Annotated in this window: 22 protein-coding genes; 11 read left to right on the top strand and 11 right to left on the bottom strand. The window is 43.7% G+C overall.

Annotated elements, in window-relative coordinates:
• Positions 1–4 precede the first annotated feature (4 nt).
• Positions 5–1,054: a DUF2891 domain-containing protein gene (locus tag COR50_RS05415; RefSeq protein WP_098196106.1), complete on the top strand. Its 1,050-nt coding sequence runs from the start codon at positions 5–7 to the stop codon at positions 1,052–1,054.
• Here COR50_RS05415 and COR50_RS05410 read toward each other — a convergent pair.
• The 3 genes from COR50_RS05410 to COR50_RS05400 form a co-directional block, all read right to left on the bottom strand.
• Positions 1,051–1,536 carry a transposase gene (locus COR50_RS05410; protein WP_098193052.1) on the bottom strand — a complete coding sequence of 162 codons (486 nt, stop codon included), beginning with the start codon at positions 1,534–1,536 and terminating at the stop codon, positions 1,051–1,053. The two genes, COR50_RS05415 and COR50_RS05410, sit on opposite strands and share 4 nt — an antisense overlap.
• Before the next feature lie 438 nt (positions 1,537–1,974).
• Positions 1,975–3,117, bottom strand: a complete 1,143-nt coding sequence (locus COR50_RS05405) for a formimidoylglutamase (protein WP_098193051.1) — start codon at positions 3,115–3,117, stop codon at positions 1,975–1,977.
• A 130-nt stretch (positions 3,118–3,247) separates the two neighbouring features.
• A complete protein-coding gene (locus COR50_RS05400) occupies positions 3,248–3,496 on the bottom strand; it encodes a hypothetical protein (RefSeq protein ID WP_098193050.1) in 249 nt (82 codons plus the stop codon).
• A gap of 336 nt (positions 3,497–3,832) precedes the next feature.
• Here COR50_RS05400 and COR50_RS05395 point away from each other — a divergent pair, with 336 nt between their 5' ends.
• Positions 3,833–4,957, top strand: a complete 1,125-nt coding sequence (locus COR50_RS05395) for a glycosyltransferase (RefSeq protein ID WP_098193049.1) — start codon at positions 3,833–3,835, stop codon at positions 4,955–4,957.
• Between the two features lie 3 nt (positions 4,958–4,960).
• Here the strand turns inward: COR50_RS05395 and COR50_RS05390 are convergent, their stop codons facing one another.
• Positions 4,961–5,311, bottom strand: coding sequence for an arsenate reductase family protein (locus COR50_RS05390; RefSeq protein WP_098193048.1), 351 nt, complete (start codon positions 5,309–5,311; stop codon positions 4,961–4,963).
• A gap of 100 nt (positions 5,312–5,411) precedes the next feature.
• Between COR50_RS05390 and polA the strand changes: the two genes are divergently transcribed.
• From polA to COR50_RS05375, 3 genes are all read left to right on the top strand, one after another.
• Entirely contained in the window at positions 5,412–8,225 is a 2,814-nt protein-coding gene (gene polA / locus COR50_RS05385; protein WP_098193047.1) for a DNA polymerase I, read from the top strand.
• Between the two features lie 105 nt (positions 8,226–8,330).
• Positions 8,331–8,861, top strand: coding sequence for a GNAT family N-acetyltransferase (locus COR50_RS05380; protein ID WP_098193046.1), 531 nt, complete (start codon positions 8,331–8,333; stop codon positions 8,859–8,861).
• Positions 8,862–8,966: 105 nt separating this feature from the next.
• Positions 8,967–10,112, top strand: coding sequence for a C1 family peptidase (locus COR50_RS05375; RefSeq protein ID WP_098193045.1), 1,146 nt, complete (start codon positions 8,967–8,969; stop codon positions 10,110–10,112).
• A gap of 179 nt (positions 10,113–10,291) precedes the next feature.
• Here COR50_RS05375 and COR50_RS05370 read toward each other — a convergent pair whose 3' ends face one another.
• Entirely contained in the window at positions 10,292–10,642 is a 351-nt protein-coding gene (locus COR50_RS05370; RefSeq protein ID WP_157760634.1) for a hypothetical protein, read from the bottom strand.
• 50 nt (positions 10,643–10,692) lie between these two features.
• On the bottom strand, positions 10,693–11,310 hold the full coding sequence (locus COR50_RS05365; protein ID WP_098193043.1) for an L-threonylcarbamoyladenylate synthase: 618 nt from the start codon (positions 11,308–11,310) through the stop codon (positions 10,693–10,695).
• 134 nt (positions 11,311–11,444) lie between these two features.
• Here COR50_RS05365 and mtgA point away from each other — a divergent pair, with 134 nt between their 5' ends.
• Positions 11,445–12,188, top strand: coding sequence for a monofunctional biosynthetic peptidoglycan transglycosylase (mtgA, locus tag COR50_RS05360; RefSeq protein ID WP_098193042.1), 744 nt, complete (start codon positions 11,445–11,447; stop codon positions 12,186–12,188).
• On the opposite strand, the gene COR50_RS05355 is transcribed toward mtgA, so the two are convergent.
• The 4 genes from COR50_RS05355 to COR50_RS05340 all read right to left on the bottom strand — a co-directional run bounded on the left by COR50_RS05355 (position 12,180) and on the right by COR50_RS05340 (position 15,756).
• A complete protein-coding gene (locus COR50_RS05355; RefSeq protein WP_098196105.1) occupies positions 12,180–12,695 on the bottom strand; it encodes an AAA family ATPase in 516 nt (171 codons plus the stop codon). The two genes, mtgA and COR50_RS05355, sit on opposite strands and share 9 nt — an antisense overlap.
• Positions 12,696–12,714: 19 nt before the next feature.
• A complete protein-coding gene (pnuC, locus tag COR50_RS05350; protein WP_098193041.1) occupies positions 12,715–13,338 on the bottom strand; it encodes a nicotinamide riboside transporter PnuC in 624 nt (207 codons plus the stop codon).
• A gap of 1 nt (position 13,339) precedes the next feature.
• On the bottom strand, positions 13,340–15,061 hold the full coding sequence (locus COR50_RS05345) for a PNGase F N-terminal domain-containing protein (protein WP_232516278.1): 1,722 nt from the start codon (positions 15,059–15,061) through the stop codon (positions 13,340–13,342).
• 110 nt (positions 15,062–15,171) lie between these two features.
• Positions 15,172–15,756, bottom strand: a complete 585-nt coding sequence (locus COR50_RS05340; RefSeq protein ID WP_098193040.1) for a NifU family protein — start codon at positions 15,754–15,756, stop codon at positions 15,172–15,174.
• Between the two features lie 171 nt (positions 15,757–15,927).
• Here COR50_RS05340 and COR50_RS05335 point away from each other — a divergent pair, with 171 nt between their 5' ends.
• The 5 genes from COR50_RS05335 (at position 15,928) to ypfJ (ending at position 25,550) form a co-directional block, all read left to right on the top strand.
• A complete protein-coding gene (locus COR50_RS05335; protein ID WP_098196103.1) occupies positions 15,928–16,380 on the top strand; it encodes a methylglyoxal synthase in 453 nt (150 codons plus the stop codon).
• A gap of 205 nt (positions 16,381–16,585) precedes the next feature.
• Positions 16,586–18,121 carry a glycoside hydrolase family 10 protein gene (locus tag COR50_RS05330; protein ID WP_198405781.1) on the top strand — a complete coding sequence of 512 codons (1,536 nt, stop codon included), beginning with the start codon at positions 16,586–16,588 and terminating at the stop codon, positions 18,119–18,121.
• 367 nt (positions 18,122–18,488) lie between these two features.
• A complete protein-coding gene (gene gltB, locus COR50_RS05325; RefSeq protein ID WP_098193038.1) occupies positions 18,489–23,015 on the top strand; it encodes a glutamate synthase large subunit in 4,527 nt (1,508 codons plus the stop codon).
• Positions 23,016–23,057: 42 nt separating this feature from the next.
• Positions 23,058–24,536, top strand: coding sequence for a glutamate synthase subunit beta (locus COR50_RS05320; RefSeq protein ID WP_098193037.1), 1,479 nt, complete (start codon positions 23,058–23,060; stop codon positions 24,534–24,536).
• A 177-nt stretch (positions 24,537–24,713) separates the two neighbouring features.
• Positions 24,714–25,550 (top strand): KPN_02809 family neutral zinc metallopeptidase, encoded by an 837-nt coding sequence (ypfJ, locus tag COR50_RS05315; protein ID WP_098193036.1) that lies wholly within the window; start codon positions 24,714–24,716, stop codon positions 25,548–25,550.
• 14 nt (positions 25,551–25,564) lie between these two features.
• Here ypfJ and COR50_RS05310 read toward each other — a convergent pair whose 3' ends face one another.
• Positions 25,565–26,641, bottom strand: a complete 1,077-nt coding sequence (locus COR50_RS05310) for a lipase family protein (RefSeq protein WP_098193035.1) — start codon at positions 26,639–26,641, stop codon at positions 25,565–25,567.
• Positions 26,642–26,978: the final 337 nt, after the last annotated feature.

Raw genomic sequence — 26,978 nt, 5'->3', positions numbered from 1 at the left:
AGGTATGGCACAGCTTTCAACGCCGCTTTACACGCAAACTAAGGGTAAAATAGAACTCTCCGTTGCAGGCGCCGAACATTTGGCAAGCTTACCGCTTCGCTGTATGCAACAGGAATACCCTTATAAAACAGGCATCGTATTTCCCGATTCCGATTACACTGTTGCGCCGATAAATTACCACCCCGCCTTTTACGGCTGCTTCGATTGGCACAGCAGCGTTCACGGTCACTGGACATTGGTGCGTTTGCTGAAAGAGTTTAAAAACTTACCAAGTGAGGCTGTGATTAAAAAAAAGTTGACACAAAATTTATCTGCCGCAAATATTCTCCAGGAAATAAAAGTCTTTAAAAACAAGGAGAATCGTGGCTTCGAAAGAATTTACGGGTGGAGCTGGTTGTTACAACTGTACGCTGAATTATATACCTGGCAAGATCCGTTGGGACAGCAACTGGCTGCGAATGTTGAACCATTGGCGAAATACATAGCGCAATCTTATATTTCATTCCTTTCCAATTTAGCCTATGCCATCCGTGTTGGTGAACATACCAACCTCGCTTTCGGTTTGAGCTTAGCCTGGGACTATGCAAGCACCGTAAAGGATGAAGCTTTACAAGCAGCTATAAAAAGTGCGGCAACCCGCTTTTATGCTAATGATAAAAATGCCCCGGTACAATGGGAGCCGGGTGGCTATGACTTCCTCTCCCCTTCTTTGGAAGAAGCGGACTTGATGTGGCGTATCTTACCTGCTGCGGAATATCAAAAATGGTTGCACGAATTTTTGCCGGGATTGTACCAACACCCCGATGAATTATTCAAGATCACCATTGTTAATGACAGAACAGATGGTAAGCTCGTCCACCTGGAAGGATTGAATTTAAGCCGCGCATGGTGCTTGTTCAATATTTCCAAACATGCGGGTGCCAATGAAGCTGCTATTAAGAAGTTAGCGCTCGAACATCTTGATGCAGCTTTGCCTAATGTTGTAAGTGGCCATTATAGCGGTGATCATTGGCTGGGTACATTTGCCGTGTATGCCATTATGCGGGGCCTTTAACCTATTCTACTATTTTGTTTCTTTCTTTTTAAATAATTGGCCGGGTTGCGAAGAATATAACGGTTAAAGTTCGCTGGATTCCAACTCTTTCTAAGAATCCATTCATGGAAAGATGCCTGCCACCTGAAATTTCGCAAACCGGCTTCCCTGATTCGGGCGGCTGTGGTTGATTTATATGCCCCGACAAGACTCATCAATGTTTTCACCTTCATGGTTTCCCTTCCGGTAGCTTTGATCTCTAACAAGATATGAACATGATCCGGCATAATTACAAAAGCATGGATTTTTACATAGGGATATTGTTCTTCCAACCAATACACCCTATTGTAAGCCATGGGTCCATATTCATTTAAACACATAAAGCCATTCCTGATGTTCCCGAAAAATTTCTCTCTATTATAAGTGACAAATGTGACAAAATACAGTCCATTTTTGGAATACTCATACCCCGGCAACCGAAGACTCGTTCTCTGCCTATTCATTGCAAACAAAGGTTAATGGATTAACAAAAAGGCAAATTACCGGAATTTTGTTTTAGATATCCTGTTCAGTTTGTTCATTTTTCCATCAGTCCGGATCCAGCAGTCTGGGATCCAGCAGTCCGGATCCAGCAGTCCGGATCCAGCAGTCTGGGCTCGCGAGCCCAGACCACAATTGTTTCCTGTCAGGGGATGTTTCACCGATTGGCCCAGACCACAATTGTTTCCTGTCAGGGGAGGTTTCACCGAATTGGCCCAGACCACAATTGTTTCCTGTCAAGGGATGTTTCACCGAATTGGCCCAGACCACAATTGTTTCCTGTCAGGGGAGGTTTCACCGATTGGCCCAGACCACAATTGTTTCCTGTCAAGGGATGTTTCACCGGATTAGCCCAGACCACAATTGTTTCCTGCCAAGGGAACCTATATTTAAAATTCCATCTAAATGGCCCTTTCTTGGGATCTCAACCATCTTTCGGGTATCTCGTTATTACTGGCTAATAAATAATCATTATAGGCACAAGGGATATATGATTTATCCGGAAGCTGCATCCACCATCTGCCTGTTTTCTTGCTTTTCAGGAACTTGGTATGAATATCGGAGAAGGCTATATGGAATTCCAAGAAGGCATCTTTATCATGCAACATGGCTTCTTTATTTTTGATAGCCCTGCCATCAACAAAATACCATAACATTTGAGCCATTTGCATGGCTGTTAGCCCATACTGATCTTGGGTGGGCTTATACCCGTAAATTCCAAAACTGCTCATCTGCCCGCTCATGCCTGCATACCTGCTTATTGCACAAGCCTCTTCACCGGTAAAACCATTAGGAGAAAGTACGTTCGCAGGTGCATCTGCATGCCGAATAGCGCAAACATCGAAGCTTAGCATATCGGAGTTTCGGAGTACAGGTTCTATCTCATCAAGATTTTCTCTCAGTTTGCCAAGGCGGTAACAATCAAACCGAAGTTTATCTAATGTTTCCAACATCTTGGGCTGAACGAAGTAACTTTGGAAACCGATATGATTATAATGCCTGATGTAATTGGGTTGTTCTGTAAACAAATCCATCAAGAATTTTTCAGCGCGTGCAGGCGTATCTTCGTGGAGATCTATTAATGCATCGGCAACAGTTAGTTCAATAATGTATTGTTTATTTGCATAAGCTTTGTACTGGGCATAGGTAAGATCATGGCTACCACCTAATACCAATACCGTTTTCCCGGCATCTATCAAGGCCCCTACAATCGACGACAACGCAGCGTATGCATCCGTTAATGCATTTCCCGGTAATAGGTTCCCGAGATCAGCCAGCTTTACATCTTGATGCCAATGATATAACTTGTAGAACGCCTCCCTCACCAAATCGGGCGCATGCATTTCAGGCGTTTTTCTTCCGGCCCCCCGTTCTTCGTTTACACCGATTAAAACAATATCAGCATTATCAAGATCGGGCCAATGTTCTTCTTCATAAGCATCGATCATGTTACCGATTTGCAAATCAGTATACAAATTATCATGGTTCAGCAACCACTTGGAAATAGGTGCTAGATAGTCTTGCAGTTGCGATTGATCTAACATCAGGACGAAGGTTTGTTTGAAGCAAACCTACAACAAGAATTTTACAATTGGATATAACAAGGAGAGATGACAATAAATTTTTCTTGATACCAAAATTTGTGTATCAAGAAAATGTAATTACTCTGAATAACTAGTTCTTATGAACAATAAATTCAAATGGTTTCGGTGCTTTTCTTTTGAAAACCTTTTCCAACAAATTGCGCTTACTAGTAACCCTACGTTTGTTGCAGTCAGCTAATTCGGTAGCGGAGGCAATAAACTCCATAGTTTCTACCAGTGTAAGCATTTCGCTGATTTGCTTCACTTCGAGTTGGATTTGCTGCTCATTGTATCGGTCTTCATGTAGCAAGATTAATAAATCTCTTTCTACAGGCTTCATGTACGTAAAATTTGAAAGTTCTCTTAATGGTAATCTTTTTTAAAGCTGACATCAATAGGTGATCTTAGGTATAGGTAGCAAATAATTTGTGCCTGCTTCGATTAATGCATTTTACGCTTGTTCATTGTTGGGCATCCACAATCGTTCTTTTTAAAAACACCACAACTCTGAAATAAAATACTCGTACCAATCAGCAGGGCTATGATCCATAATAATTTCTTCATATTTTATCTTATTTCGTCCGTTTACTTAATAGCCAGTCCTGGGAGAGTTTACCTTTTCTTAACAATGGTCAATTCTAAATTAAACTATTTTCGCAAATAAAAATTTATTTTTTTGTCAACATCTCCGCAAGTACCGAAAAAAATTTTAATCGTTCCTCTTGATTGGGGCTTAGGCCACGCTACGCGCGACATTCCCCTGATTTATGAATTATTAAACGCCGGCTGCGAGGTGATTATTGCCGCCGAAGGCAAACATGCCGCTTTACTTCACCAGGAGTTCCCCGGATTAACCATGCTGCCCTTACCCGGTTACCGGATTCAATATGCTCAAAAAGGTCTTTTCTTCGGACCGAAGATCATACAACAAATTCCTAAAATATATAAGTCGGTGACTTATGAGAATAACTGGCTAAGAGAGATCGTTAAAGAATATAAAATTGATGCCGTTATCTCTGATAATCGTTTCGGGTTGCACCACCCTGGTATCAAATCGGTTTTTATTTCCCATCAATTATTGATCAAGACTCCTTTCGGCAAACCTGTTGAAAATTGGCTGCAAAGCATCAATTATTCATATATAAATAAATATGATGAATGTTGGGTTCCTGATTTTCAAGGAGATAATAATCTTTCCGGAGAACTAGGTCATCCCAAAAAATTACCGGAACATACCAAGTACTTGGGCTGCCTTTCCAGGTTCGAACCGATACCGGGTATAGAGAAAAAATACGATGTGTTGGCATTAATTTCCGGCCCGGAACCGCAACGTTCCAACTTGGAATCGATGATCCTGGAACAGATCAAATCTCTTCCTATCAAAGCATTGATCGTCAGCGGTTTACCTGGGCAACCATTTAAAAATGAAATCGCGCCGGGCATCATCCATGTAAATCACCTCGACTCTAAATCACTCAATGAAGCCATGATAGCTTCAGACCTGGTAATCAGCCGCACCGGTTATACTACTTTAATGGATCTTGCTAAACTGGATAAAAAATCGGTTCTCATTCCCACTCCCGGCCAATCGGAACAGGAATATCTCGGCGATTACTTCATGAAAAAAGGATACAGTTACTGTATCCCTCAACAAAAATTTATCTTGGCAGAAGCGCTAAAAGCCGCGGCCACATTCCCTTTCAAGTCTTATAAAGATAATGGCGATATGTACGCCTACAAGGCGGTCGTAAAAGAGTTCGTAGATAGTTTACAACAAGAAAAGAAGCAAGTTCAGGCTTGAGAACTATAATGCTTTTTCCAACGCTTCCACGCTCTTGGCATCATTGCCGATAAAAATTTTCTTGCCCACGATTGTAACCGGTCGCTTCAGGAATGAATATTCCTGTAAGATCAGGTCATGGTAATCTTTTTCGGTCAATTCTTTCTCGTGTAAGCCCATCGGCCTGTACTTCTGGGAGCGGCGGCTGAATAATGCCTCGTAACTTCCGGCTAAATTATGCATTTCCTTCAACTGGGCATCTGTAATAGGATCTTTTTTAATGTCTTGCAAAGTGACGCCCTTTTCGGTAGCCCCTACTTTCTCGATAATTTTTTTACAAGTGCCGCATGTGGATAAATAATACATCTTCTTCATCCCGTAAAGGTACTAAGTTTTTGTGCCCTAATAAGATAGCCTTAAGCGGGAAATTTGTAATTGATGCAGGCGAAAATACTTTTCTACGTATTTTTACCTCATGAGTAAAAAATTATTCTTATTAGATGCCATGGCTTTGGTGTACCGCGCGTACTATGCCCTTTTGCGCAACCCACGCATTACCAGCAAAGGCAGAAACACCAATGCCCAGTTTGGTTTCACCAATACTTTATTTGAATTAATCAATAAAGAAAAGCCTAGCCATATGGCCGTGGCATTCGATACGCATGCTCCTACTGAAAGACATACCGATTTTGAAGACTATAAAGCCAACCGTGAAGATGCTCCAGAAGATTTGATCGAGGCGCTACCTGATATCAAAAGAATCATTGAAGGTTTTAATATTCCCGTGATGGAAGTGGACGGATACGAGGCGGATGATGTAATCGGCACGCTGGCTTGGCAAGCCGCCGATGCAGGTTACGAGGTATATATGGTGACGCCTGATAAGGACTACGGACAATTGGTGCGGGATAATATCTTTATTTATAAACCCCCTGCCGGTGGCGGTAAAGAAGAAATCCTGGGTCCGAAAGAGGTATGCGAAAAATGGCAAATAAAACGCGTCGACCAAGTCATTGACATCCTGGGGCTGATGGGCGATGCCGTGGATAACATCCCCGGGATACCGGGCGTCGGTGAAAAAACGGCGATGAAGTTATTAGCCGAGTATGACACCCTTGAAAATGTAATTGCCAATGCCGACAATATCAAGGGAAAAATGGGTGAAAAAATTAAGGCCGGGGCGGATAGCGCTGTTTTATCCAAGAAATTAGCTACCATCATCACGGATGTTCCCGTTGAGTTTCACGAGGAAAACTTCGGCATTAAACCGATGAACCCCGCTGCTTTGGCAGAAATATTTGCCGAGCTGGAATTCCGTACTCTCGGTAAAAGGATCTTGGGCGAATTATACCAGGATGCTACGCAGTCTGCCGTGGCAGTGCAACAAGATCTGTTTAGCGCTCCGGTTGAACAAAAAAATACGCCTAAAGCAGCAACACTCGCACCCGCTACCGAGCAGGTCGGGTTGGTCGCAGATAAGAACATCGAAAATACGCCGCATAATTATATTCTCGCAGGTACGCCCGAAGAGCATTTAACGCTATTACAACAGCTCCTGGAACAAGATGAGATCTGCTTCGATACCGAAACTACTGGTACCGATGCGAATAATGTGGAATTAGTCGGAATGAGCTTTTCCTATACTCCCGGCACGGCCTATTATGTGCCTGTTCCACCTAACCGGGAAGGCGCGCTGGAGATTTTGCACACCTTCAAACCCTTATTCGATAAGGAAAATATTATTTTTATAGGGCAGAATCTTAAATACGATTTAATCGTGCTGAAATGGTATGATATCGCTATCAAGGGCAGTATTTTTGATACGATGTTGGCACATTACCTTATTGAACCGGAAGGCAGGCGTGGCATGGATTTGCTCAGCGCCCAATACCTGGGCTACGAACCGGTTTCGATAGAAACACTGATTGGCAAAAAGGGCAAAAACCAAGGCAATATGCGCGATGTTCCCGTGGAAAAAGTAAAAGATTATGCTGCTGAAGATGCTGATATCACGCTTCAATTAAAACATAAATTCGCCCCTATCGTAGCCGAACGTGAAGTGAGCAAGGTATTCTACGAAATCGAAAATCCCCTGGTTAAAGTGCTGACGGATATGGAATATGAGGGTGTGGCCATCGATAAACAGACTTTATCCGATTATTCTAACGAGTTACAAGCAGAAATCAAACGGGCGGAAGAAAGTGTTTACGAACAGGCTGGTGTTCGATTCAACCTGGCTTCTCCTAAACAATTAGGGGAAGTGCTGTTCGAAAAATTACAATTAGATCCGAAAGCAAAGAAAACTAAAACAGGACAATATGCTACCGGTGAGGACATCCTCCAAAAACTCGCATCAAAACATAAAATCGTGGAAGATATCCTGGTGTTCCGGGAACTAACCAAATTGAAATCTACTTACGTGGATGCGCTTCCCACGATGATTAATCCGCGCACGGGAAGAATACATACGTCTTACAACCAGGCTGTGGCAGTGACCGGGCGATTGAGTTCCAATAATCCGAACCTGCAAAATATCCCGATCCGCACCGAGCGGGGACGTGAGGTCAGGAAGGCTTTCGTTCCGAGGGATGCAGAACACATCTTGGTATCGGCTGATTACTCCCAAATTGAATTGCGGATTATCGCGGCTATCAGTAAAGATGAAAATATGCTGGCGGCCTTCCGCTCCGGAACCGACATCCATACGGCCACGGCTGCTAAGGTTTACGGCGTTGAAATTTCAGAGGTAAGTCCCGATATGCGCCGGAATGCTAAAAGTGTGAACTTCGGTATTATATACGGTGTGAGCGCTTTCGGGCTATCAGAAAACCTCGGAATTTCAAGAACAGAAGCCAAGGGGCTCATCGATAATTATTTCATCCAATATCCGGCAATTAAGCAGTACATGCAAGACCAGGTAGCGTTTGCAAAAGAGCATGGCTATGTACAAACCATGCTGGGTCGTAAACGCTGGTTAAAAGACATTAATTCATCCAATGCCGTGGTTCGGGGCTTTGCAGAACGCAACGCCATTAACATGCCGATCCAGGGTACAGCAGCAGATATGATTAAACTTGCCATGATCTCGATTCATAAAGCTATGCAATCAGCAGGATTCCAATCCAAGATGATACTGCAAGTACATGATGAGTTGATCTTTGATGTGTATAAGCCGGAACTCGAAAAACTCAAACCGCTAATTATCGAGCATATGAAAAACGCGATGGAAATCGATGTGCCGATCGAAGCAGAGCTAGGTTCGGGGAATAACTGGTTGGAGGCCCATTAACCAAATAATAAATTTTTTCAGCCTGTAGTTTTGCATTTCCTGCTAAACATTACATATCAATGTTTCCTGCTTGGATTTACCAATTCCCTTTATTAGTTTTCAGTCATGATCGAAACTGCGAGGTTACAACTAGTGCCATGTACTTTGCAACACTTTGAAGCAAGTTTACATGGAAATGAAGCGCTTTCAAAAGCTCTTGGCGTGACGGTTCCAAGTGGGTGGACGGAGTTCCCGGAAATGATCATTATCGCCTATGATAAATTAAAAAATGATCCCTCCATGCTAGGATGGTTCTTTTATTTGATTATACACAAAGCTGATAATAAATTAATCGGAACAGGTGGATTTAAAGGTAAACCGGATAAGAATGGTACGGTAGAAATCGGCTACGAAATTGCCGAAGAGTACCGTGAACAAGGTTATGCCACCGAAATGGTCGGGGCATTCATTCGTTTTGCCTTCCACCATCAATACATCCACAAGGTGGTAGCGCATACTTTGGAGGAATACGATTCATCCGTAAAGGTGCTTCAAAAAAACGGGATGCAGTTTGCCGGGAATATCGACACTCCCGGTAAGGATACCCTATGGAAATGGGAGATCACCAGGAATGCGTATGAATCGCGCAATAAATAAACAAATATTACCATCTAATCTTTCCGTTTATCCCATTTTAACAACCCCGAATTAGTCATGTTTCCTTATTTTTGGTTTTTCTAGTTTTCTTAACTTAAAAGATATATGAAGAAATTGTTGTTGAGCGCTGCCATGCTTTGCAGCCTCGGTGTATTTGCACAATCTACGGTTACAAACAAAACAGGTAGTAATTATAAGTTCTCTGTAATTAACGATGCCAACGCTACCGGAATCCAAAACCAAGGTAGAACAGGAACCTGCTGGAGCTTCTCCGGTCTTTCTTTCTTTGAATCCGAAGTTTTGAGGAAAGACAAAAATAAAAGTGTCGATTTAAGCGAAATGTTCGTGGTTCGCAGGATGTACCCAATGAAAGCGGCTAACTATGTTCGTATGCACGGTAAATCCAACTTCGCTGAAGGTGGTGGATTCCCCGATGACCTTCTTTGTTTACGCGAGTTTGGTATGGTGCCGCAGAGCGTGTACGATGGCAACCGCGATAAAGTTTATAACCATGCCGAAATGGTGAGCGTGTTAGAAGGGATGGTAAAACCTTTAGGTGAAGCCAAACATCTGAACCCTAGCTGGACAAAAGCCATTGAAGGTACATTGGACGCTTACATGGGTGATGCGCCAAAAACGTTTGAATACAATGGTAAACAATATACCCCGCAATCTTTCGCTCAATACCTCGGTATCGATCCGAACGATTACGTGATTATTTCCTCTTTTAATCACCATCCTTTTTATAGCAAATTCGTGTTGGAAGTTCCTGATAACTGGAACTGGGAAAAAGTTTACAACGTGCCGATCGATGAATTCGTGAAAATCGCGGAAGATGCTGTAACTGATGGTTACACCTTGGCTTGGGCTGCGGATGTAAGTGAGAAAGGTTTCAATTACAGGGATGGCTTAGCAATCGTTCCTGAAAAAGATTTCAGCGACATGACCGAGGCTGAACGTAAAGATGCCTTCATCAACCCGGTAAAAGAAAAGAAAATTACGCAAGAAATGCGCCAGGAAGCTTTCGATAATTACGAAACACAAGATGATCATGGTATGCATATCACCGGTATCGTAAAAGATCAAAATGGTGACCTGTTCTTCAAAGTGAAAAACTCCTGGGGTGAAACCAATGATTGCGGCGGTTATTTCTATGCATCTGTTCCATACTTCGCATATAAAACCACCTGTTTCATGGTAAATAAAAAAGCAATCCCTGCTGCTATCGCGAAGAAAATGGGGATAAAATAATCCGGGTAACCCGTTATTTAATACAATCAAAAAAGCGTGTCTATAAAATTTGACACGCTTTTTTGTTTGCTCCCCCTTCGTAAAATTCTATATCCTAGAACCCGCCCGATCGGGTAACGTTATCTCAATTAAAAAATAGCAAAAACCCCGAACGATGAAGATTAAACGCTAAAAATATTCTATTCCTTCCCCTCCAACCTGTCAGTAATGCTTAAACCTCCCAACCGCACACGGAGCGGAACCTTTGTTTGCTGCTCCAACTCCCACTCTTTTTTACAAAAAAATCCAAAATGATTTCTATAAAAAGCCCCTCCAATATCCTCCTTTAGAAAAACTTCCTTCATTTTCAAGCTCCCTAACCTGTAAGAAGTCATCTCTTTATACTTATCGTGGTAACGCTGCAAATATTCCTTAAACCCATCATACAAATTATCATATAAACTATCACACGGTGGCTCCTGCACATTCTCCTGCGCGTTACCAGCCAACGAAACCAAGCTACAAAACAAGACAACAAAAAATCGTTTCATAAAAACCTCCGAAAAATCTGTGAAATCCCAAAATCCATAAAAATGCGTGATTACGTGATTGCTTCAAAACTCCCGGCCCCTTCCCGAACCAACTCAGGCTCTCCACTTGTACAATCAATTACCGTGGAGAAAACGATCCCCCCGGCGCCCCCATCTACCACAATATCGACCTGGTTGCCAAACTTTTCGTGGATAATTTCAGGGTCTGTATATTCCTCGATGTAATCATCAACCGGCAGGGTAGTACTCATGATCGGGTTTCCCAATTCCTCCACTATAGCATGGCAAATTTTATTATCGGGTACCCTGATACCCACCGTATCCCGCTTATTTTTCATCAACTTAGGCACCTGCTTACTCGCGTGCATGATAAACGTATAAGGGCCGGGTAGGGCTTTTTTCAACATCCTGAAAATTGGCGTATCCACACTTTTGGTATAATCAGACAAGTGGCTTAAGTCAGAACAAATAAAAGAGAAATGGGCCTTCTTCGGATCAACGCCTTTAATCCTCGCTACCCTTTCTATAGCTTTATGTTGATAAATATCGCAACCCATCCCGTACACGGTATCAGTTGGATAAATAATCACGCCGCCGTCTTTCAAACACTCTACGATCATCTTTAACTGGCGGGGATTGGGATTGTCCGGGTGAAGTTGTAATAGCATAATTGAAGTTACGATTTATATAGTTCTATTTAATTTAACAATGCTTCTTTCTCATTGTTCTCCTTATTTCACGATGCTATCTTTTCGCGGGCAGTAAATTTTTTTTACCTTTCCGCAAATTCAAAACTCGTTGGATGAAGCTCAAAGGAATTATCCCAAGAACTTGGCGAAGAATTAAGAAAATACTGTTATTCCTATTTATTGCGCATTTAGTTTATATTATCATACTCCGTTGGGTGAACCCTCCTATTACCATCACCCAAATCGTTAGTTGGGTGGAAACTTGGGGCACGGAAAAACATTTTCAAAAGAAATGGGTCGATTATGATGAGATCTCTCAATACGCGAAGCTTGCCGTAATCGCCAGCGAGGATCAATTATTCCCGGATCATGACGGCTTCGATTTCAAGTCGATCGAAAAAGCCATGAAACATAATCAAAAAAGTAAAAAAATTCGCGGCGCCAGTACCATCAGTCAACAGGTAGCTAAGAACGTTTTTCTTTGGCAACATGGTGGCTGGTTCCGCAAAGGACTTGAAGTTTACTTCACTTTCATGATCGAAAAGTTATGGAGTAAGCAAAGAATACTGGAGATGTACTTGAACGTTGCTCAAACCGGCGATGCCATCTTCGGCATCGAGGCTGCGGCAAAAGCATATTATAATAAAAGCGCCGCCGCCCTTAACCGTGAACAGGCGGCTATGATCGCGGCATGTTTACCCAACCCGGTCAAATATACGGTCGTGCCACCTGCAAGGATTACGGCGGCCCGCCAAAGACATATCTTAACTCAAATGCGAAATATCGCGCCGGATCCTGATATTGTTGAACTGGTTACCGGGAAGAAACAGGAAGATCCGAAGAAGAATTCAAAGTAAGCGGTCGATAAAGTTTATTGCATTGCTGAGCCGCTCCTGCTCCCCACCCCTGATATCAGCCCAGGGTATACCGGAATTAACAACGATATCTTTATAAATATTATAAAAATATTCCCTCGCTGCCGGTTCGGGATGCTCCCGTTGCGGATCATAAGTCCAGGGAATATCAATATATGTTAGCAAATATCCATCGTACCGGCGCTCAGAAATCCATTGCAAAATCTGCGGATGACAATCGCCATATTTACTTTCGCTCCAAACCTTTATAACGTACAAATCCGTATCACAAATCAAAAGTTTATCGGCAGATGTGGCTTTATCATCTTCTAATGCTAATTGTCCCTTGGCGATTTCCAACAGATCCTCCTCTTCATACGGGCGATCAATTTGCTCCAGGTACCCCCTCGCAAATTCGGGAACCCAAGCCGTTTGGTAATGCTTTGCCAAGTGCTGGCTCAATGTACTTTTCCCTGTTGACTCAGGGCCTATGACAACAAATCTTTTCAATTGCAATTTTTTATATAGCTCAATGCCCCGATGCCAATGACTGCCGGTAAATCTTTTTCCAATTTAAATATCCATAGATCGCCACTACGAACAGGATCACCGTCAATACAGCAGTAAGTACTAATTTTTTATGTACAAATAACGGGATAGCCACCAAATTAGAGATATTCAAAAATATCCAGTTCTCTATTTTCCGTCTTGCTAACAGCCACATACCACTACAGGCGGTAGCCGAAACAAAAGCATCGAAAATAGGAACATCGGAGGCCGAATAATTACTTAATAAATAATAAAATATCCCCCATCCAACTACCGAAATAGCAATTGCAATAAGCATTTCCTGCTTACTGGTCCAGCTCACGGTAACGGTATCTTCTTGCCCTTTCTTGCGCGTCCAGTGATACCAACCGTAAACACTCATAACAAAATAATACACGTTCAAAGTGGCTTCACCGTATAACTTGAAATCATCCAATGCCAACATGTAAGCATAAATACCCGTGCTAACCAAACCAGTCGGGTACACCCAAACGCTGTTCGCCTTCGAACAAAATACGCTGATAATTCCGAATACCACGGCAATGACCTCCAGCCAAGTGATATGTTGCAGGTTATCTAATAACTGTTGAAAGATCGTTTCCATATTATTTTGTATCCCCTGCTGCGTTCGTAAATTCCCCTTTCAGCACGCCGCTAACATTCCACGCACTGAAACTCGTGCCTTCCGGTTTTCCAAGCGGGATGGCAACTTTAAAAGTATGTTTACCGGGTTGCAAATCATGTAAATAAATAGTTACAGGCAAGGTCAAGGTGCCGGGGCACCAGTTGGATCGACTCAGGTCGCTGGAAGAAAGGCCGTTGCCGAAGTTACCCGAAACTGGGTTTAGTGTTCTGTAAGTAGCACAATCTTCCCTCCACGGAACAAAGCGGTAAACCCTTTCCCCATCTACGAAAATTTGATTTTCCTTGGGGTTAAATTCATCTCCGCCACCCCAACCGCCGTGGCCGGTAGTAATATATCTCAATGAAATATTTTTTAGCCCTTCGGGTATATCAACCGTTACGGTCAATGAATCCCGGTCGAATAAAGTGCCGTATTCCTGCCCGGCCATTTCCATCACGTTAGTAGTATTGAAAATCGGTTGCAACCAGTATTTTTTAGAGGCATCTCCATCGCCCCAACCGGGATAATAATTCAATTCCAGGCTTACTGTATGCCCGCCTTTATCATAATTGCCAATGAAAACGCATATCCAAACATCCCCTTGCAGGGCAGGCGCTAGTTCGGTAATCTCCTGTTTATAAACTGCCGAATCAGCCCAATGGTATCCTTTTATCTTGACCCTATCGTTAAAATGCTTGACGCCAAAGGGTGTAAAAAAGCGCATCAGCTCTAATACCGGTGAATAATTTTCTGTTGCTATCATGCCCTGGTAAGTCTTCCCATTCCTGCCTTTGAAAGATGGAATATGTTGAATGCCCTTTTCCAAGGCTTGTAAAAAGTCCTGGGAATGATCCATCGGGATCACAAACACGGAGCCTGTCCTATCATATGCATCGCCGTTTGAATGCTGGGTAAGTTTAGCAAACAGTGATGTTCCGTTTTTGATTTCAGGCAAATGCACCTTCTTCGCGATAACCGTTCCCCCGGCAAAATGATACGTTTGATTCATCACCTCACCTTCCGGGTTATTTATTTTATTACCCCATGAAACCTGTTCCTCCTTAAAAATATCAATTGTTTTATAGCGGCTACTGATGAGGCGCTCCATGTATGTCGGTTCATCCACGATGCTTCCGAAGCTTTTCGGCCAGCTTAAGGAGTCGGCATTCACCGAAGTTGTATTGATAGAAACGATCTGTTGTTCGTAGTTTCCATTCCTAACCATCTTCACGATAAGCCCTAGGTCTGCCCCAACCGTAAAATTGGGTGTAGCTTTGATTTTATATTGATCATTGTACCAAACTTCGACCGTATTGGAATTGATATTAAACTTCGCCTTTTTACAAGGGATGCCGGCAACCGTTTCTGTGCCGTTTAGCAATTCCGGCTGGTTAAACCCGGCAAACGGTCTAGCCCAGGCAAAACGCTCCCCTTGATCCAGTTCCAATACCTGGTAAACCGTTTTTGTATTATAATCTATCCATTGACTTTCCCTGCTATTACCGCCGCGCGAAGAACGGATAGCTGCTTTCCCTTTAACTACGGTCACGATCGTTTTAGCGCCCCGCGCAGGTTTACCGTTGCTAAGCGTAGCATAGGTAATAATGGCGCCTTCTGCACCGGGAGAAATTTTAATTTGCGCTTTCAAGCTTGTAGCGAAAAACAGGCAACTCATGCCAAGCGAAAAACCAAGCAATTTCATATCAGAGATTGATTAAGGAGTTGTAAAGCTAAGAAAGAAAAGTTCTCAATAAAAAAGCGCCCCGCAAAATTATGCGGGACGCTTCAAGTATTTGATAAGAAAACTACTGCTTATTCAGCTTCTGCTACCACTTCCTTCACTTCGGGGATCATGCGCTTCATCATGCCCTCGATACCGTTTTTCAAGGTAATCATGGAAGAAGGGCAACCACTGCAAGAACCTTGCAAAGCCAGTTTCACGATGCCGTCGTTATAATCTTTGAATTGAATGGCACCACCGTCCATTTCAACGGCAGGGGCAACATAATTCTCCAATAATTCCTTGATTCTTTTTACCACGTCGCTCTCATCACCACTTAAAACGGGTTGTTTCTCTTCTATCTCTTCTTCGTTAATAACTGCGCGGTTATCTTCTAAAAATTCTTTCAAAAACGCTTTGATCGTGGGGATGACATCATTCCACTCGGTATCCGCTGTTTTTGTCAAAGTAACAAAATTACTACAGATGAATACACCCCTGATAAATGGGAATGTAAACAATTCGGAGGCCAATGGAGATGGTGCTGCGCTGGCTGCCGTAGGGAAATCGATGGATTTTTGCGGGTACAATAATTTGTTGGCCACAAACTTCATCGTCTCCGGATTGGGCGTCATTTCCGTATAAATACTGATAATTGGATTGCCAGTTTTAATCATTTTAAATAATTTTCTCCCGCAAATTTAACGATTCTTCCGCACAAAGACCGAAATTATACCGACCCGATCCATTGAATTTTACAATTAACTTATAGTTTTTATTTATAGAGAAACAAAATTATATCAATTTGTGTCATTATGAATGACGAATACGATTGTTATTTTTGTAATATGCAACAAACCAAGACTCTTCAAAAGCGCAAGCGCATAGCTTTAATCGCGCATGACCATAAAAAAGCCGAAATGCTCGAATGGGCTATTTACAACAAAACTGTTTTAAGTAGGCACGAGCTTTACGGTACCGGCACCACCGGGAAACTTATCGAAGAACATTTAGATACGCCCGTCCGCAAACTGCTCAGCGGTCCGCTCGGTGGGGATCAGCAAATCGGCGCCATGGTGGCAGAAGGGAAGCTGGATGTAATCATTTTCTTCTGGGATCCGATGGAAGCTCTGCCGCATGATCCGGATATCAAGGCTTTGTTGAGATTAGGTGTCGTATGGAACATCCCTATGGCGAGCAACCGCGCTTCTGCTGATTTCCTGCTGACTTCTCCCTTGATTCACCAGGAATATGAAGTTATATTACCGGATTATTCCCAGTATTTAGGTCGTAAAGTATAGTAATTGGTAAAATCCTGCTAAGTTTGGCCGATTTATTGGTGAACAACGGGTCTTGGAAAATCATGTGAATTTCTTGGGTATATACGATTTAATGTATATTACCGTTCCTATATATTCCCCTCCTATTAAATGAAATTGGAATAAAAAAGTTGTAATGTGACCCCGGAAATACCGGGGCCGATAGAATTATTGTAAAGTATTTTTGATGGCGAAGCGTATCATAATTGGAATATGCCTGCTTTCCTTCTGCTGTAATTTATTCGCACAAAAACCTCCCAAGCGCGAATTAAGGGCAGTTTGGATTGCCACGGTGGAAAATATAGACTGGCCTTCCAGGAAGGGTTTGCCTTCTCAACAACAACAGCAGGAATTAATTGATCTCCTGGACGCCCAGAAACGCATGGGTATGAATGCCGTTGTCTTACAAGTGAGGCCTGTGGCAGATGCTTTTTATTTTTCCCCTTTCGAGCCTTGGTCAGAATACCTCACCGGCAGGCAAGGCCAGGCACCGAACCCCTATTATGATCCGCTGGCTTTTGCCATTACCGAAGCCCACAAACGCGGCATGGAGTTTCATGCATGGTTCAACCCTTACCGAGCCGTATTTAATACGCGCCGTAGTAGCATCGCTTCTAATCATATTACCCGTTTGCACCCGGAATGGTTCGTGACATATGGTGACACGAAATATTTTGACCCGGGGATTCCCGAAGTACGTGACTATGTGACCCAGGTAATCAAGGATGTAGTTAAAAGATACGATATCGATGCGGTACACTTCGATGATTATTTCTACCCTTACCGCATTCCCGGCAAAGATTTCCCGGATTATAATTCTTATCGTAAATATGGAAATGGTATGCGGCAGGACGATTGGCGCAGGCACAACGTGGATACCATTATTCAAATGCTCAGCCAAGTCATCAAGGCGGAAAAGCCCTATGTGAAATTCGGTATCTCCCCCTTCGGTGTTTGGCGTAACATTGACCGCGACCCCGAAGGTTCGCAAACACGGGGTGGACAAACCAATTACGATGATTTATATGCCGATGTGTTGAAATGGCTCAAAAAAGGTTGGATCGATTATGTAACACCGCAATTATATTGGGAGTTTGGTCACCGGTTAGTAGGCTACCAAGTTTTGGTAAACTGGTGGAATGACCATGCTTACGGCAAACATGTCTATATCGGCCACGGGGCTTACCGTTTAAAAAGCAATGCCGCCTGGAGCGACCCCTACGAGTTGCCCCGCCAAGTGCTTACTAACAGGAATTTACCCCATGTAGAAGGTAGCATGTTTTTTAGCGCTAAATCATTCGCAAATAATCCATTAGGCATCGTAGATACTTTCCAAAACCATTTATTTAAAACCCCGGCACTCGTGCCCGAAATGCCTTGGCTGGGTGGCAAAGCGCCGTTCTCCCCGTATTTTATCGATGCTTTCGAAAAAGACAATGGCCTGGAAATACATTGGGCGGATGATGATACTTCACATAGAACACGCCAGTATGTTTTATATAAGTTCAAACCGAATGAACCCCTCAATTTGAACGATGCGACGAAGATATTGAGCATTGTCCCGCAAATGCCCGACCCGGTTTTCCTGGACACGGCTTATCAAAGCGGGCAACAATATATCTATATATTAACGGCGATGGATCGTTTACAACACGAAAGTTTCCCGAGCGCACCATTGAAAGTGGCAGCCCATGGTGGCAGAGTATATTTTTATTTCGAATAATGCCGCGCGTGGAGATAAGGCATACCTTATCTCTACGCCCCGATATATTTTCATTTCTTCCCCCTTTTTTGATATCCCTTAAATTTTCTTTCAATTTTTATTGAAAATTTCTAATAATATGCCTAAATGACAAAATTTGCATAATTCTGGCTTTTAATATTCGTAAAAATTCAATTTCAAGAGGTTAATTTTTATGTTTTTCTAAATTTTTTGCATAAAACAAACTTTTATGCAAATTTTCTTGCATTCCTTTAGTATCTTTAAACCATTCCCAAGACAATATCGGTAAATATTTTTATCGCGGGGTAGGCTATGCCCAGTTGGGGAGTAGTATGTCCAATTAAAACCACGAAATAAACTTTTGCCCATGCGTGATGTGAGCCAAATGCAAGGATTGTACCGCCAGGAGTTTGAACACGATGCTTGTGGTATCGGCTTTGCCGCCCATATTAAAGGTCGTAAATCGCACCAGGTAATTAAAGACGCGCTAACCATGTTGGAAAATATGGAACACCGGGGAGCTTGTGGTTGTGAAATCACCACCGGCGATGGCGCAGGTATACTGATACAAATACCTCATGAATTTTTCTATGCTGAATGCCTTCAATTAGGTATCCGCCTTCCGGATGCCGGTAAATATGGTGTAGGTATGATCTTTTTCCCTAAAGAGCCGCGCTGGCGCGAAGAATGTAGGGAAATCATCGCCCGCTGCGCCGAAAAAGTTGGTCTCGAAATACTCGGTTACCGCAAAGTTGCCGTCAGGCCCGATGGTATCGGGGAAACGGCCCTTTCCGTTGAACCGGAAATCGAGCAAGTATTCATCGCTTGCCCATATCATATTACCGATACGGAAGAATTTGAACGCAAATTATTCGTGCTGCGCAATTATATCACCAAAACGGTGAGATGTAGCGTACCGAAAGACAAAGCTGACTTTTATATCTGTTCTTTTTCCAGCAGAACAATCATATACAAAGGACAATTGACCACCTACCAGGTGCGTCATTATTACCAAGATCTCAGTGACGAAAGGATGGTATCTGCTTTCGGCTTAATTCATAGCCGCTTTGCCACTAATACCTTCCCTTCCTGGCGCCTGGCGCATCCTTACCGTTTTATCGCCCATAATGGGGAAATCAACACGCTTAAAGGAAATCTAAACTGGCTTCGCGCCGGTGAAAAAAGCTTTATTTCCAAGTATTTCACCGCCGAAGAAATGGAAATGCTGACCCCGATCGTCGAAGACGGGCAATCTGACTCCGCTTGTTTGGATAATGTAGTAGAACTATTAACATTAACAGGTCGTTCCTTACCGCATGTAATGATGATGCTAATCCCCGAAGCCTGGGATGGCAACGAGGATATGGATCCTGTTAAGAAGGCTTTCTATGAGTACCATGCTTCGATCATGGAACCCTGGGATGGCCCGGCATCTATTTCATTTACGGATGGAAAGATCATCGGCGCCACCCTGGATAGAAACGGTTTACGTCCTTCCCGCTTTGCTGTTACTACGGATGATTACGTTGTAATGGCTTCCGAGGCCGGCGTATTACCGCTTGATCCAGCTAAAATCAAACAAACCGGATGCTTACAGCCCGGTAAAATGTTTGTCGTAGATATGGAACAAGGTTGTATCATCGGTGATGAAGAGCTGAAAGAAAAAATCTGCTCTCAACAACCTTACGCCGAATGGCTGAATAAGTACAAGATCCGCCTCGAAGAATTGTCTGAGCCAAGGGTTACTTATACGCACTTGGAACAGGAACAAATCTTCAAATACCAAAGGGCTTTCGGTTACTCCACCGAAGATTTGAGTAATATCATCGGCCCTATGGCTACTACCGGTAAAGAGCCGATCGGCTCCATGGGCACGGATGTTCCTTTGGCCGTTCTGAGCGAAGAACCACAGCACCTTTCCAGTTATTTCAAACAACTGTTTGCCCAGGTTACCAACCCGCCGATTGACCCAATCAGGGAGAGGCTGGTGATGAGCTTGGCAACTTATGTCGGAAATAACGGCAACCTGTTGGATGAAGATCCGCTTCATTGCCACGGCTTGGCCTTACGCCACCCGATCCTGACAAATTATGAACTAGAAAAGATCCGCAGTATCGATACCGGAATATTCCAGGCTAAAACCTTACATACTTACTTCCGTGCCGATGGCAAACCGGGATCGCTGGAAAAAGCGATCGCCCGTTTATGCCGCTACGCGGTAGATGCTGTGGAAGATGGCTTCGAAGTACTGATCCTTTCCGATCGTGCGCTGGATAGCGAACATGCCGCCATTCCTTCTTTACTTGCCGCTTCCGCCGTGCATCACCACCTGATCCGCAAAGGCTACCGCGGACAAGTTGGTTTGATCGTGGAAGCCGGTGATGTTTGGGAGGTACACCATTTTGCTTGCTTGCTCGGTTTCGGCGCTACTGCCATCAACCCTTACTTGGCGCTCAGCACCATCCGCAATATGCGCCTGAATGGCAAATTACAAACTGAGCTCGATGTAGATAAACTGAAGAAGAATTATATCAAGGCGGTTTGTGAAGGTTTGTTTAAAGTATTCTCCAAGATGGGGATTTCTACTTTACAATCTTACCAGGGCGCCCAAATATTCGAGATACTGGGGATTAATAAACTTACGGTTGATAAATACTTCACCGGGGCTGTTTCCAGGATTCAAGGTATCGGCTTGGACGAGATCGCCCGCGAAGCACTCGCTAAGCATGAAATGGGTTTCGGTCGCAAGGAAACGCCCGTAGTAAGGTTAACCGAAGGGGGTGTTTACCAATGGAAACGAAAAGGGGAATTCCATCTCTTCAACCCTCAATCGATTCACCTGTTGCAGTTTGCAACCCGCCAGAACGATTATAATATTTATAAAAAATATGCGAAGACGGTAAATGATCAAAGCGAAAAAGCCTGCACTTTAAGGAGCTTATTCACTTTCAAGAGAAACCGTCAACCGATCCCGGTAGACCAGGTAGAGCCTGCTGAGAGCATCTTCAAACGCTTCGCTACCGGGGCAATGAGTTTTGGCTCCATTTCCCATGAAGCGCATTCTACCCTTGCTATCGCGATGAACCGTATCGGTGCGAAAAGTAATACGGGCGAAGGCGGTGAAGATGAGATCCGCTACCAGTTATTGCCTAACGGCGATTCCATGCGCTCCGCTATCAAGCAGGTTGCTTCAGGTCGCTTCGGGGTTACCAGCTATTATCTTACCAATGCTGATGAGCTACAAATTAAAATGGCCCAGGGAGCGAAACCCGGCGAAGGCGGGCAATTACCGGGGCATAAAGTAGATGATTGGATCGCGAAAGTGCGCCACTCAACACCGGGTGTCGGCTTGATATCGCCTCCTCCGCATCACGATATTTACTCTATCGAGGACCTGGCGCAATTGATCTACGATCTGAAAAATGCGAACCGCGAGGCGCGCATCTCTGTGAAATTGGTTTCTAAAGCAGGCGTCGGCACTATCGCCGCGGGTGTGGCCAAGGCTCATGCCGATGTGATTCTCATCGCGGGTCATGATGGCGGTACAGGTGCTTCACCATTGAGTTCTATCAAACATGCCGGTTTACCTTGGGAATTGGGATTAGCAGAAACACATCAAACACTTGTTAAAAATAAATTACGTGGCCGTGTTACCGTTCAAACCGATGGCCAGTTAAAAACTGGTCGCGATATCGCGATCGCAACCTTGCTCGGCGCCGAAGAATGGGGCGTAGCTACTGCCGCGCTCGTGGTAGAAGGTTGTATCATGATGCGTAAATGTCACCTGAATACTTGTCCTGTCGGTGTTGCTACGCAAGATCCGGAATTAAGGAAAAGATTCAACGGCGACCCGCAACATGTGGTTAACTTCTTCCAATTCATCGTGCAAGAGTTAAGGGAAATTATGGCCGAACTTGGTTTCAAATCCATCAACGAAATGGTTGGCCAAGTAGATACCTTGCAATTACGTGATGATGTAAATCACTGGAAATATAAACACCTCGACCTCAAACCGATCCTCTTCAAAGAACCCGCTGAAAACGTGCCCTTGTATAAGCAAGAGGAACAGGATCACGGTATCAGCGAAGTAATCGACTGGAAATTACTCAAAGCGGCCAAACCTGCTTTGGAAAAGAAAACCAGGGTCTTCCAAGAGTTCACGGTGAAAAATACGGATCGTACGATCGGCACCATTTTATCGAATGAAATCTCCAAGATTTATAAGTCAGAAGGATTGCCGGAGGATACCATTCACTTTAAATTCATCGGTTCGGCAGGACAGAGTTTCGGCGCTTTCAATACCAAGGGTGTTACCCTGGAGTTGGAAGGCGAGGCCAATGACTATTTCGGTAAAGGTCTTTCCGGCGCTAAACTGATCGTTTATCCAAGAACAGAAAGCTCTTTTAAAGCTGAAGATAATATCATCGCCGGAAACGTTGCCTTCTATGGCGCCACTTCCGGTGAAGCCTTCATCCGCGGACGGGCCGGTCAAAGATTCTGTGTTCGTAACTCGGGCGCTACCGTGGTGGTAGAAGGCACCGGGGACCATGCTTGTGAATATATGACAGGCGGGCGGGCCATCATCCTCGGTCAAACCGGGTTCAATTTCGGCGCCGGTATGAGCGGTGGCATCGCTTACGTTTACGATGTGAAAGGCAATTTCGAAAACCGCTGCAATAAGGAGATGGTAGATATTGATCCGCTTACAGCCGAAGATAATGCGCTCCTGCATGACCTGGTAACAAAGCATCATGCTTATACCAACAGCAGTGTTGCCAAGTTCTTGCTGAAAGATTGGGAAGGTCAATTGAGATACTTCGTGAAAGTATTCCCCAAGGAGTACAAAGCCGTGCTCAGCAAGTCGAAAGTGGCCGAACAAGCGCAGAAAGCATAAGGCATTGAGTTAAAAGCATTGATCATTTAAAAAAGATTTGAAATGGGCAAACCTACAGGATTCTTAGAGTTTACACGCGTTTACCCTAGCAAAGAGGTTCCGACAAGCAGGATTTCTCACTATAAAGAATTTGTTCAACGTTTTCCTGATAATACGCTGAATGAACAGTCGGCACGTTGCATGAACTGCGGTGTACCGTTCTGTCATAGCGGCTGCCCCCTGGGCAACGTGATCCCGGAGTTTAATGATGCGGTTTATAGAAAAGATTGGCAAGAAGCTTACGAAATACTTTCATCTACCAATAATTTTCCCGAATTTACAGGTAGAATATGCCCGGCTCCCTGCGAAAGCGCTTGCGTGCTTGGCATCAATCAACCCCCGGTAGCTATCGAGGAAATTGAAAAACACATTATCGAGATTGCATTTGATAAAGGCTTGGTTCAAGCTAAAACTCCCAGGGTGAGAACCGGCAAAAAGGTAGCTGTAGTTGGCTCAGGCCCCGCGGGATTAGCGGCTGCGGCGCAATTAAATTATGCAGGCCATACCGTTACCGTCTTCGAAAGGGATGATGCTCCCGGTGGATTACTCCGCTACGGTATCCCTGATTTTAAATTGGAAAAATGGATCATCGATAGGCGCGTTAAGTTAATGGAAGATGAGGGAATTACCTTCCAATGCAATGCGAACGTGGGTGTTAACGTTAGTGTTAATGACCTGCTCCGTGAATACAACGCGGTTGTATTGGCTGGCGGTAGTACGATTCCCCGCGATTTAACCGTGCCAGGTCGTGAACTGAAAGGTGTTCATTTCGCGATGGATTTCCTGAAACAGCAGAATAAACGGGTGTCCGAACGCCCAGTTGAAGGGTTCGAATTACTGGCAAATGATAAACATGTCGTGGTAATCGGCGGCGGTGATACCGGCTCCGATTGCGTGGGAACTTCCAACAGGCACGGCGCCAAGTCCATCACGCAGATTGAGTTGATGCCGAAACCCCCGGAATCTCGCACCGCTTACATGCCTTGGCCTACTTACCCGATGATCCTGAAGACCAGTACTTCTCACGAGGAAGGAGCTGCGCGTCAATGGGCCATTGCTACCAAGTCATTCGTTGGAAATAGTGAAGGGACGTTAAAAGGCCTAGTAATTGTAGACTTACAATGGACGGCTTCCCAAGATGGCAAACCGGCTAGGTTTACGGAAGTTCCCGGTTCTGAAAGGGAAATTCCTTGTGATCTTGTTTTATTAGCCATGGGCTTTTTGCACCCCCAGCACGATGGTTTATTGGAAAACCTGGGCGTAGAGCTGGATGATCGCGGGAATGTGAAAGCCACGGAAAAAAGCTATCAAACTTCGATTCCAAAGGTTTTTGCAGCGGGAGATATGCGCCGGGGACAATCGCTAGTTGTTTGGGCTATCAGCGAAGGCCGTGAATGTGCGAGGAAAGTAGACGAATTCCTGATGGGCAGCTCCCAACTAGAAACCAAAGATCATTCCGTGATGGCTGCTATGAATATATAGCCATTATCAAGATATAATTAAAGATTCTTCTAAATAAGCAGGTTTAGATTTTGTTGTAACCTTCGACCGGGCCGGGTTTTTACCCGGCCTCTATTTTTATATAACTTGCTTATTCACAAACTTTGATATCTTTATTACTGTTTATAATTGTACATTTTTACCCTAAAATTTATTCTTATGAAATGGTCTGGCCGTCGTATGAGCGATAATGTTGATGATCGCAGGGGCAAAGGTGGCGGAATGGTTGTTGGTGGCGGAATTTTAACCGTTGTCATCGCTATTATCGTCTACTTTATGGGAGGAGATCCTTCCCAGCTGTTAAACTCCAACACGGGAACTACCCAAAATAACCAGCATGTAATTTCCCAGGAAGAGCAGCAATTAGCCGATTTCGTCAAGGTGGTTTTAGCTGATACAGAAGATGTTTGGTCACAAATATTCTCCGAAATGAACCGCAGCTACCAAGCGCCGACCATGGTATTGTTTACCGGCAATGTTCAATCAGCTTGCGGTGGCGCATCCAGCGCTAGCGGGCCGTTTTACTGTCCCGCGGATGAAAAATTATATATTGATTTGTCTTTTTATCAAGAGTTAAAGGATCGCTTCCAAGCGCCCGGCGACTTTGCCATGGCTTACGTGGTAGCCCATGAAGTTGGTCACCACGTACAGAATTTACTAGGCACCAGCAGGAAAGTTCAAGAACTGAGGCAACAATTGAGCGAAACAGATTATAACAAGCTTTCCGTTCGCCTGGAGCTCCAGGCTGACTTTTACGCCGGGCTTTGGGCGCATTACGATCAAAAAATGAAAGATGTACTTGAACCCGGGGATATCGACGAAGCACTTACCGCTGCCAATGCTATCGGGGATGACCGTTTACAGAAAGAATCCCAAGGTTACGTTGTTCCTGATGCCTTCACTCACGGCACTTCCGAACAGCGTATGTATTGGTTTAAGAAAGGTTATGAAACCGGGGATATCCGCCAGGGAGACACTTTCAATAATAACCGGTAATAACACTGGGCTCATCACCGGTGACCATAATACTTTTCAACTAAATATTCATACGGCTCGAAAGCGTGGTGAACAAATACGTTTTTGCCGTCAAACGGAAACTTTTTGAAGTATTCCCCATCGGCAAATAAAACAACCGGTACGCCGGCGAGCATGTAATTATGGGAGTTGGCATATTCCGGTTCCTTAAAATTCGGTAGCGTTTTCTTTATCAACGTGTACACCCTATGGCCAAGGATCCTGTTAAAACGCCTCCGCGACCTTTTCGTGGTACGGTTCATCTTGTTATAAACAGATTTGGCATATAGCCGAACAAAAAAGTTCAATTCTTTCAGTCTCGGTTTAACGTTCATAAAAATGCTAACATCGTTGAAATCCTTTAATGTTTGCAAAGAAAAAGGCGTTTCAGGTACCCAGTCGGCAGTATTTACCACTCGCAATGCCCAACCGCCGCGGGTGATAAAGTCAAAGTCATAAGCGTAATTCAAATTTCCCGGCTTGGGCGCTGCACTACAATAGGTTTTAATTGTAATATCCCTGGGGATTTGCTTATTATAATATAGATATGATCTCAGCAAGAATGCAATCGCTCCTCCTTGGCTGTGGCCTAATATTATAAATGATCTTTTCCCGGCGCTGTATTGCTCGAGAAGCTTAGATACTATCGTAGGCACCATGTAACCCAATGCCACTGTCCAACCTGTATGAACATACGCCTTGGTACCGGGCGCCGCCAACTGGTAATCGAACCGCGTAGTATCATCAAATTGCAAACTTCCAATAGCGGGGATCATCGCGGCATAAAAATTTGCCAACCAGCTTTCATTCTTTGGAACCGTTCCCCTGATTTTAATCACGATCACACCATCACTCTTACGTTCCCAAAGAGACCACCGGTTAAACAATCCTACTTCCGGTGACAAGTACAAAAATTTGTACCCGTTGTAATCTTTCTCATTATCCAAACTATCTTCTCTTTCAGGCAATTTTAAGGCTGATAAATACTCTTGCGGATCAAATCCAGGTTTAAGGTCTTTAGCCAAGATGCCCAATGGCAACAGGAAAAAGGCGGTGATCAAAAATAGGCGCATGGGATTAAAAATTTATGTACTCTTAACAAAAAACGTTCCGCTTTGTTCCCTTTTAAATTATTAAGAACTTCACTGGATATTTCTATTAATATATCAAAAAAAATAAACCCGGTGATAATTACTACCACCGGGTTTGAAAAAAATATTTATAGCTCTATAAACAGATTGTATGTTTATAATTTGTTGATATAACTTTATCGACTACACGAAATCTAAAAAAGAACAATGATCCCCGCGAAATGAAGAATTGTATTATGATACGGATGATTAGCTATATCAATTATCAACACCTATTCATAATTATCCATAAATGAAACTAAATCTATCCTACATAAAT

It is taken from the genome of Chitinophaga caeni (genome assembly GCF_002557795.1).
Taxonomy (GTDB): Bacteria; Bacteroidota; Bacteroidia; order Chitinophagales; family Chitinophagaceae; genus Chitinophaga; species Chitinophaga caeni.
This window is presented reverse-complemented; position numbering and strand designations above follow the sequence as displayed.

What these genes read in the sequence shown, in the direction of transcription:
- COR50_RS05415 (WP_098196106.1), top strand. Translation starts at nt 5, where the DNA reads ATGGCACAGCTTTCAACGCCGCTTTACACGCAAACTAAGGGTAAAATA.
- COR50_RS05410 (WP_098193052.1), bottom strand. Translation starts at nt 1,536, where the DNA reads ATGAATAGGCAGAGAACGAGTCTTCGGTTGCCGGGGTATGAGTATTCC.
- COR50_RS05405 (WP_098193051.1), bottom strand. Translation starts at nt 3,117, where the DNA reads ATGTTAGATCAATCGCAACTGCAAGACTATCTAGCACCTATTTCCAAG.
- COR50_RS05400 (WP_098193050.1), bottom strand. Translation starts at nt 3,496, where the DNA reads ATGAAGCCTGTAGAAAGAGATTTATTAATCTTGCTACATGAAGACCGA.
- COR50_RS05390 (WP_098193048.1), bottom strand. Translation starts at nt 5,311, where the DNA reads ATGAAGAAGATGTATTATTTATCCACATGCGGCACTTGTAAAAAAATT.
- polA (WP_098193047.1), top strand. Translation starts at nt 5,412, where the DNA reads ATGAGTAAAAAATTATTCTTATTAGATGCCATGGCTTTGGTGTACCGC.
- COR50_RS05380 (WP_098193046.1), top strand. Translation starts at nt 8,331, where the DNA reads ATGATCGAAACTGCGAGGTTACAACTAGTGCCATGTACTTTGCAACAC.
- COR50_RS05375 (WP_098193045.1), top strand. Translation starts at nt 8,967, where the DNA reads ATGAAGAAATTGTTGTTGAGCGCTGCCATGCTTTGCAGCCTCGGTGTA.
- COR50_RS05370 (WP_157760634.1), bottom strand. Translation starts at nt 10,642, where the DNA reads ATGAAACGATTTTTTGTTGTCTTGTTTTGTAGCTTGGTTTCGTTGGCT.
- COR50_RS05365 (WP_098193043.1), bottom strand. Translation starts at nt 11,310, where the DNA reads ATGCTATTACAACTTCACCCGGACAATCCCAATCCCCGCCAGTTAAAG.
- mtgA (WP_098193042.1), top strand. Translation starts at nt 11,445, where the DNA reads ATGAAGCTCAAAGGAATTATCCCAAGAACTTGGCGAAGAATTAAGAAA.
- pnuC (WP_098193041.1), bottom strand. Translation starts at nt 13,338, where the DNA reads ATGGAAACGATCTTTCAACAGTTATTAGATAACCTGCAACATATCACT.
- COR50_RS05345 (WP_232516278.1), bottom strand. Translation starts at nt 15,061, where the DNA reads ATGAAATTGCTTGGTTTTTCGCTTGGCATGAGTTGCCTGTTTTTCGCT.
- COR50_RS05340 (WP_098193040.1), bottom strand. Translation starts at nt 15,756, where the DNA reads ATGATTAAAACTGGCAATCCAATTATCAGTATTTATACGGAAATGACG.
- COR50_RS05335 (WP_098196103.1), top strand. Translation starts at nt 15,928, where the DNA reads ATGCAACAAACCAAGACTCTTCAAAAGCGCAAGCGCATAGCTTTAATC.
- COR50_RS05330 (WP_198405781.1), top strand. Translation starts at nt 16,586, where the DNA reads ATGGCGAAGCGTATCATAATTGGAATATGCCTGCTTTCCTTCTGCTGT.
- gltB (WP_098193038.1), top strand. Translation starts at nt 18,489, where the DNA reads ATGCGTGATGTGAGCCAAATGCAAGGATTGTACCGCCAGGAGTTTGAA.
- COR50_RS05320 (WP_098193037.1), top strand. Translation starts at nt 23,058, where the DNA reads ATGGGCAAACCTACAGGATTCTTAGAGTTTACACGCGTTTACCCTAGC.
- ypfJ (WP_098193036.1), top strand. Translation starts at nt 24,714, where the DNA reads ATGAAATGGTCTGGCCGTCGTATGAGCGATAATGTTGATGATCGCAGG.
- COR50_RS05310 (WP_098193035.1), bottom strand. Translation starts at nt 26,641, where the DNA reads ATGCGCCTATTTTTGATCACCGCCTTTTTCCTGTTGCCATTGGGCATC.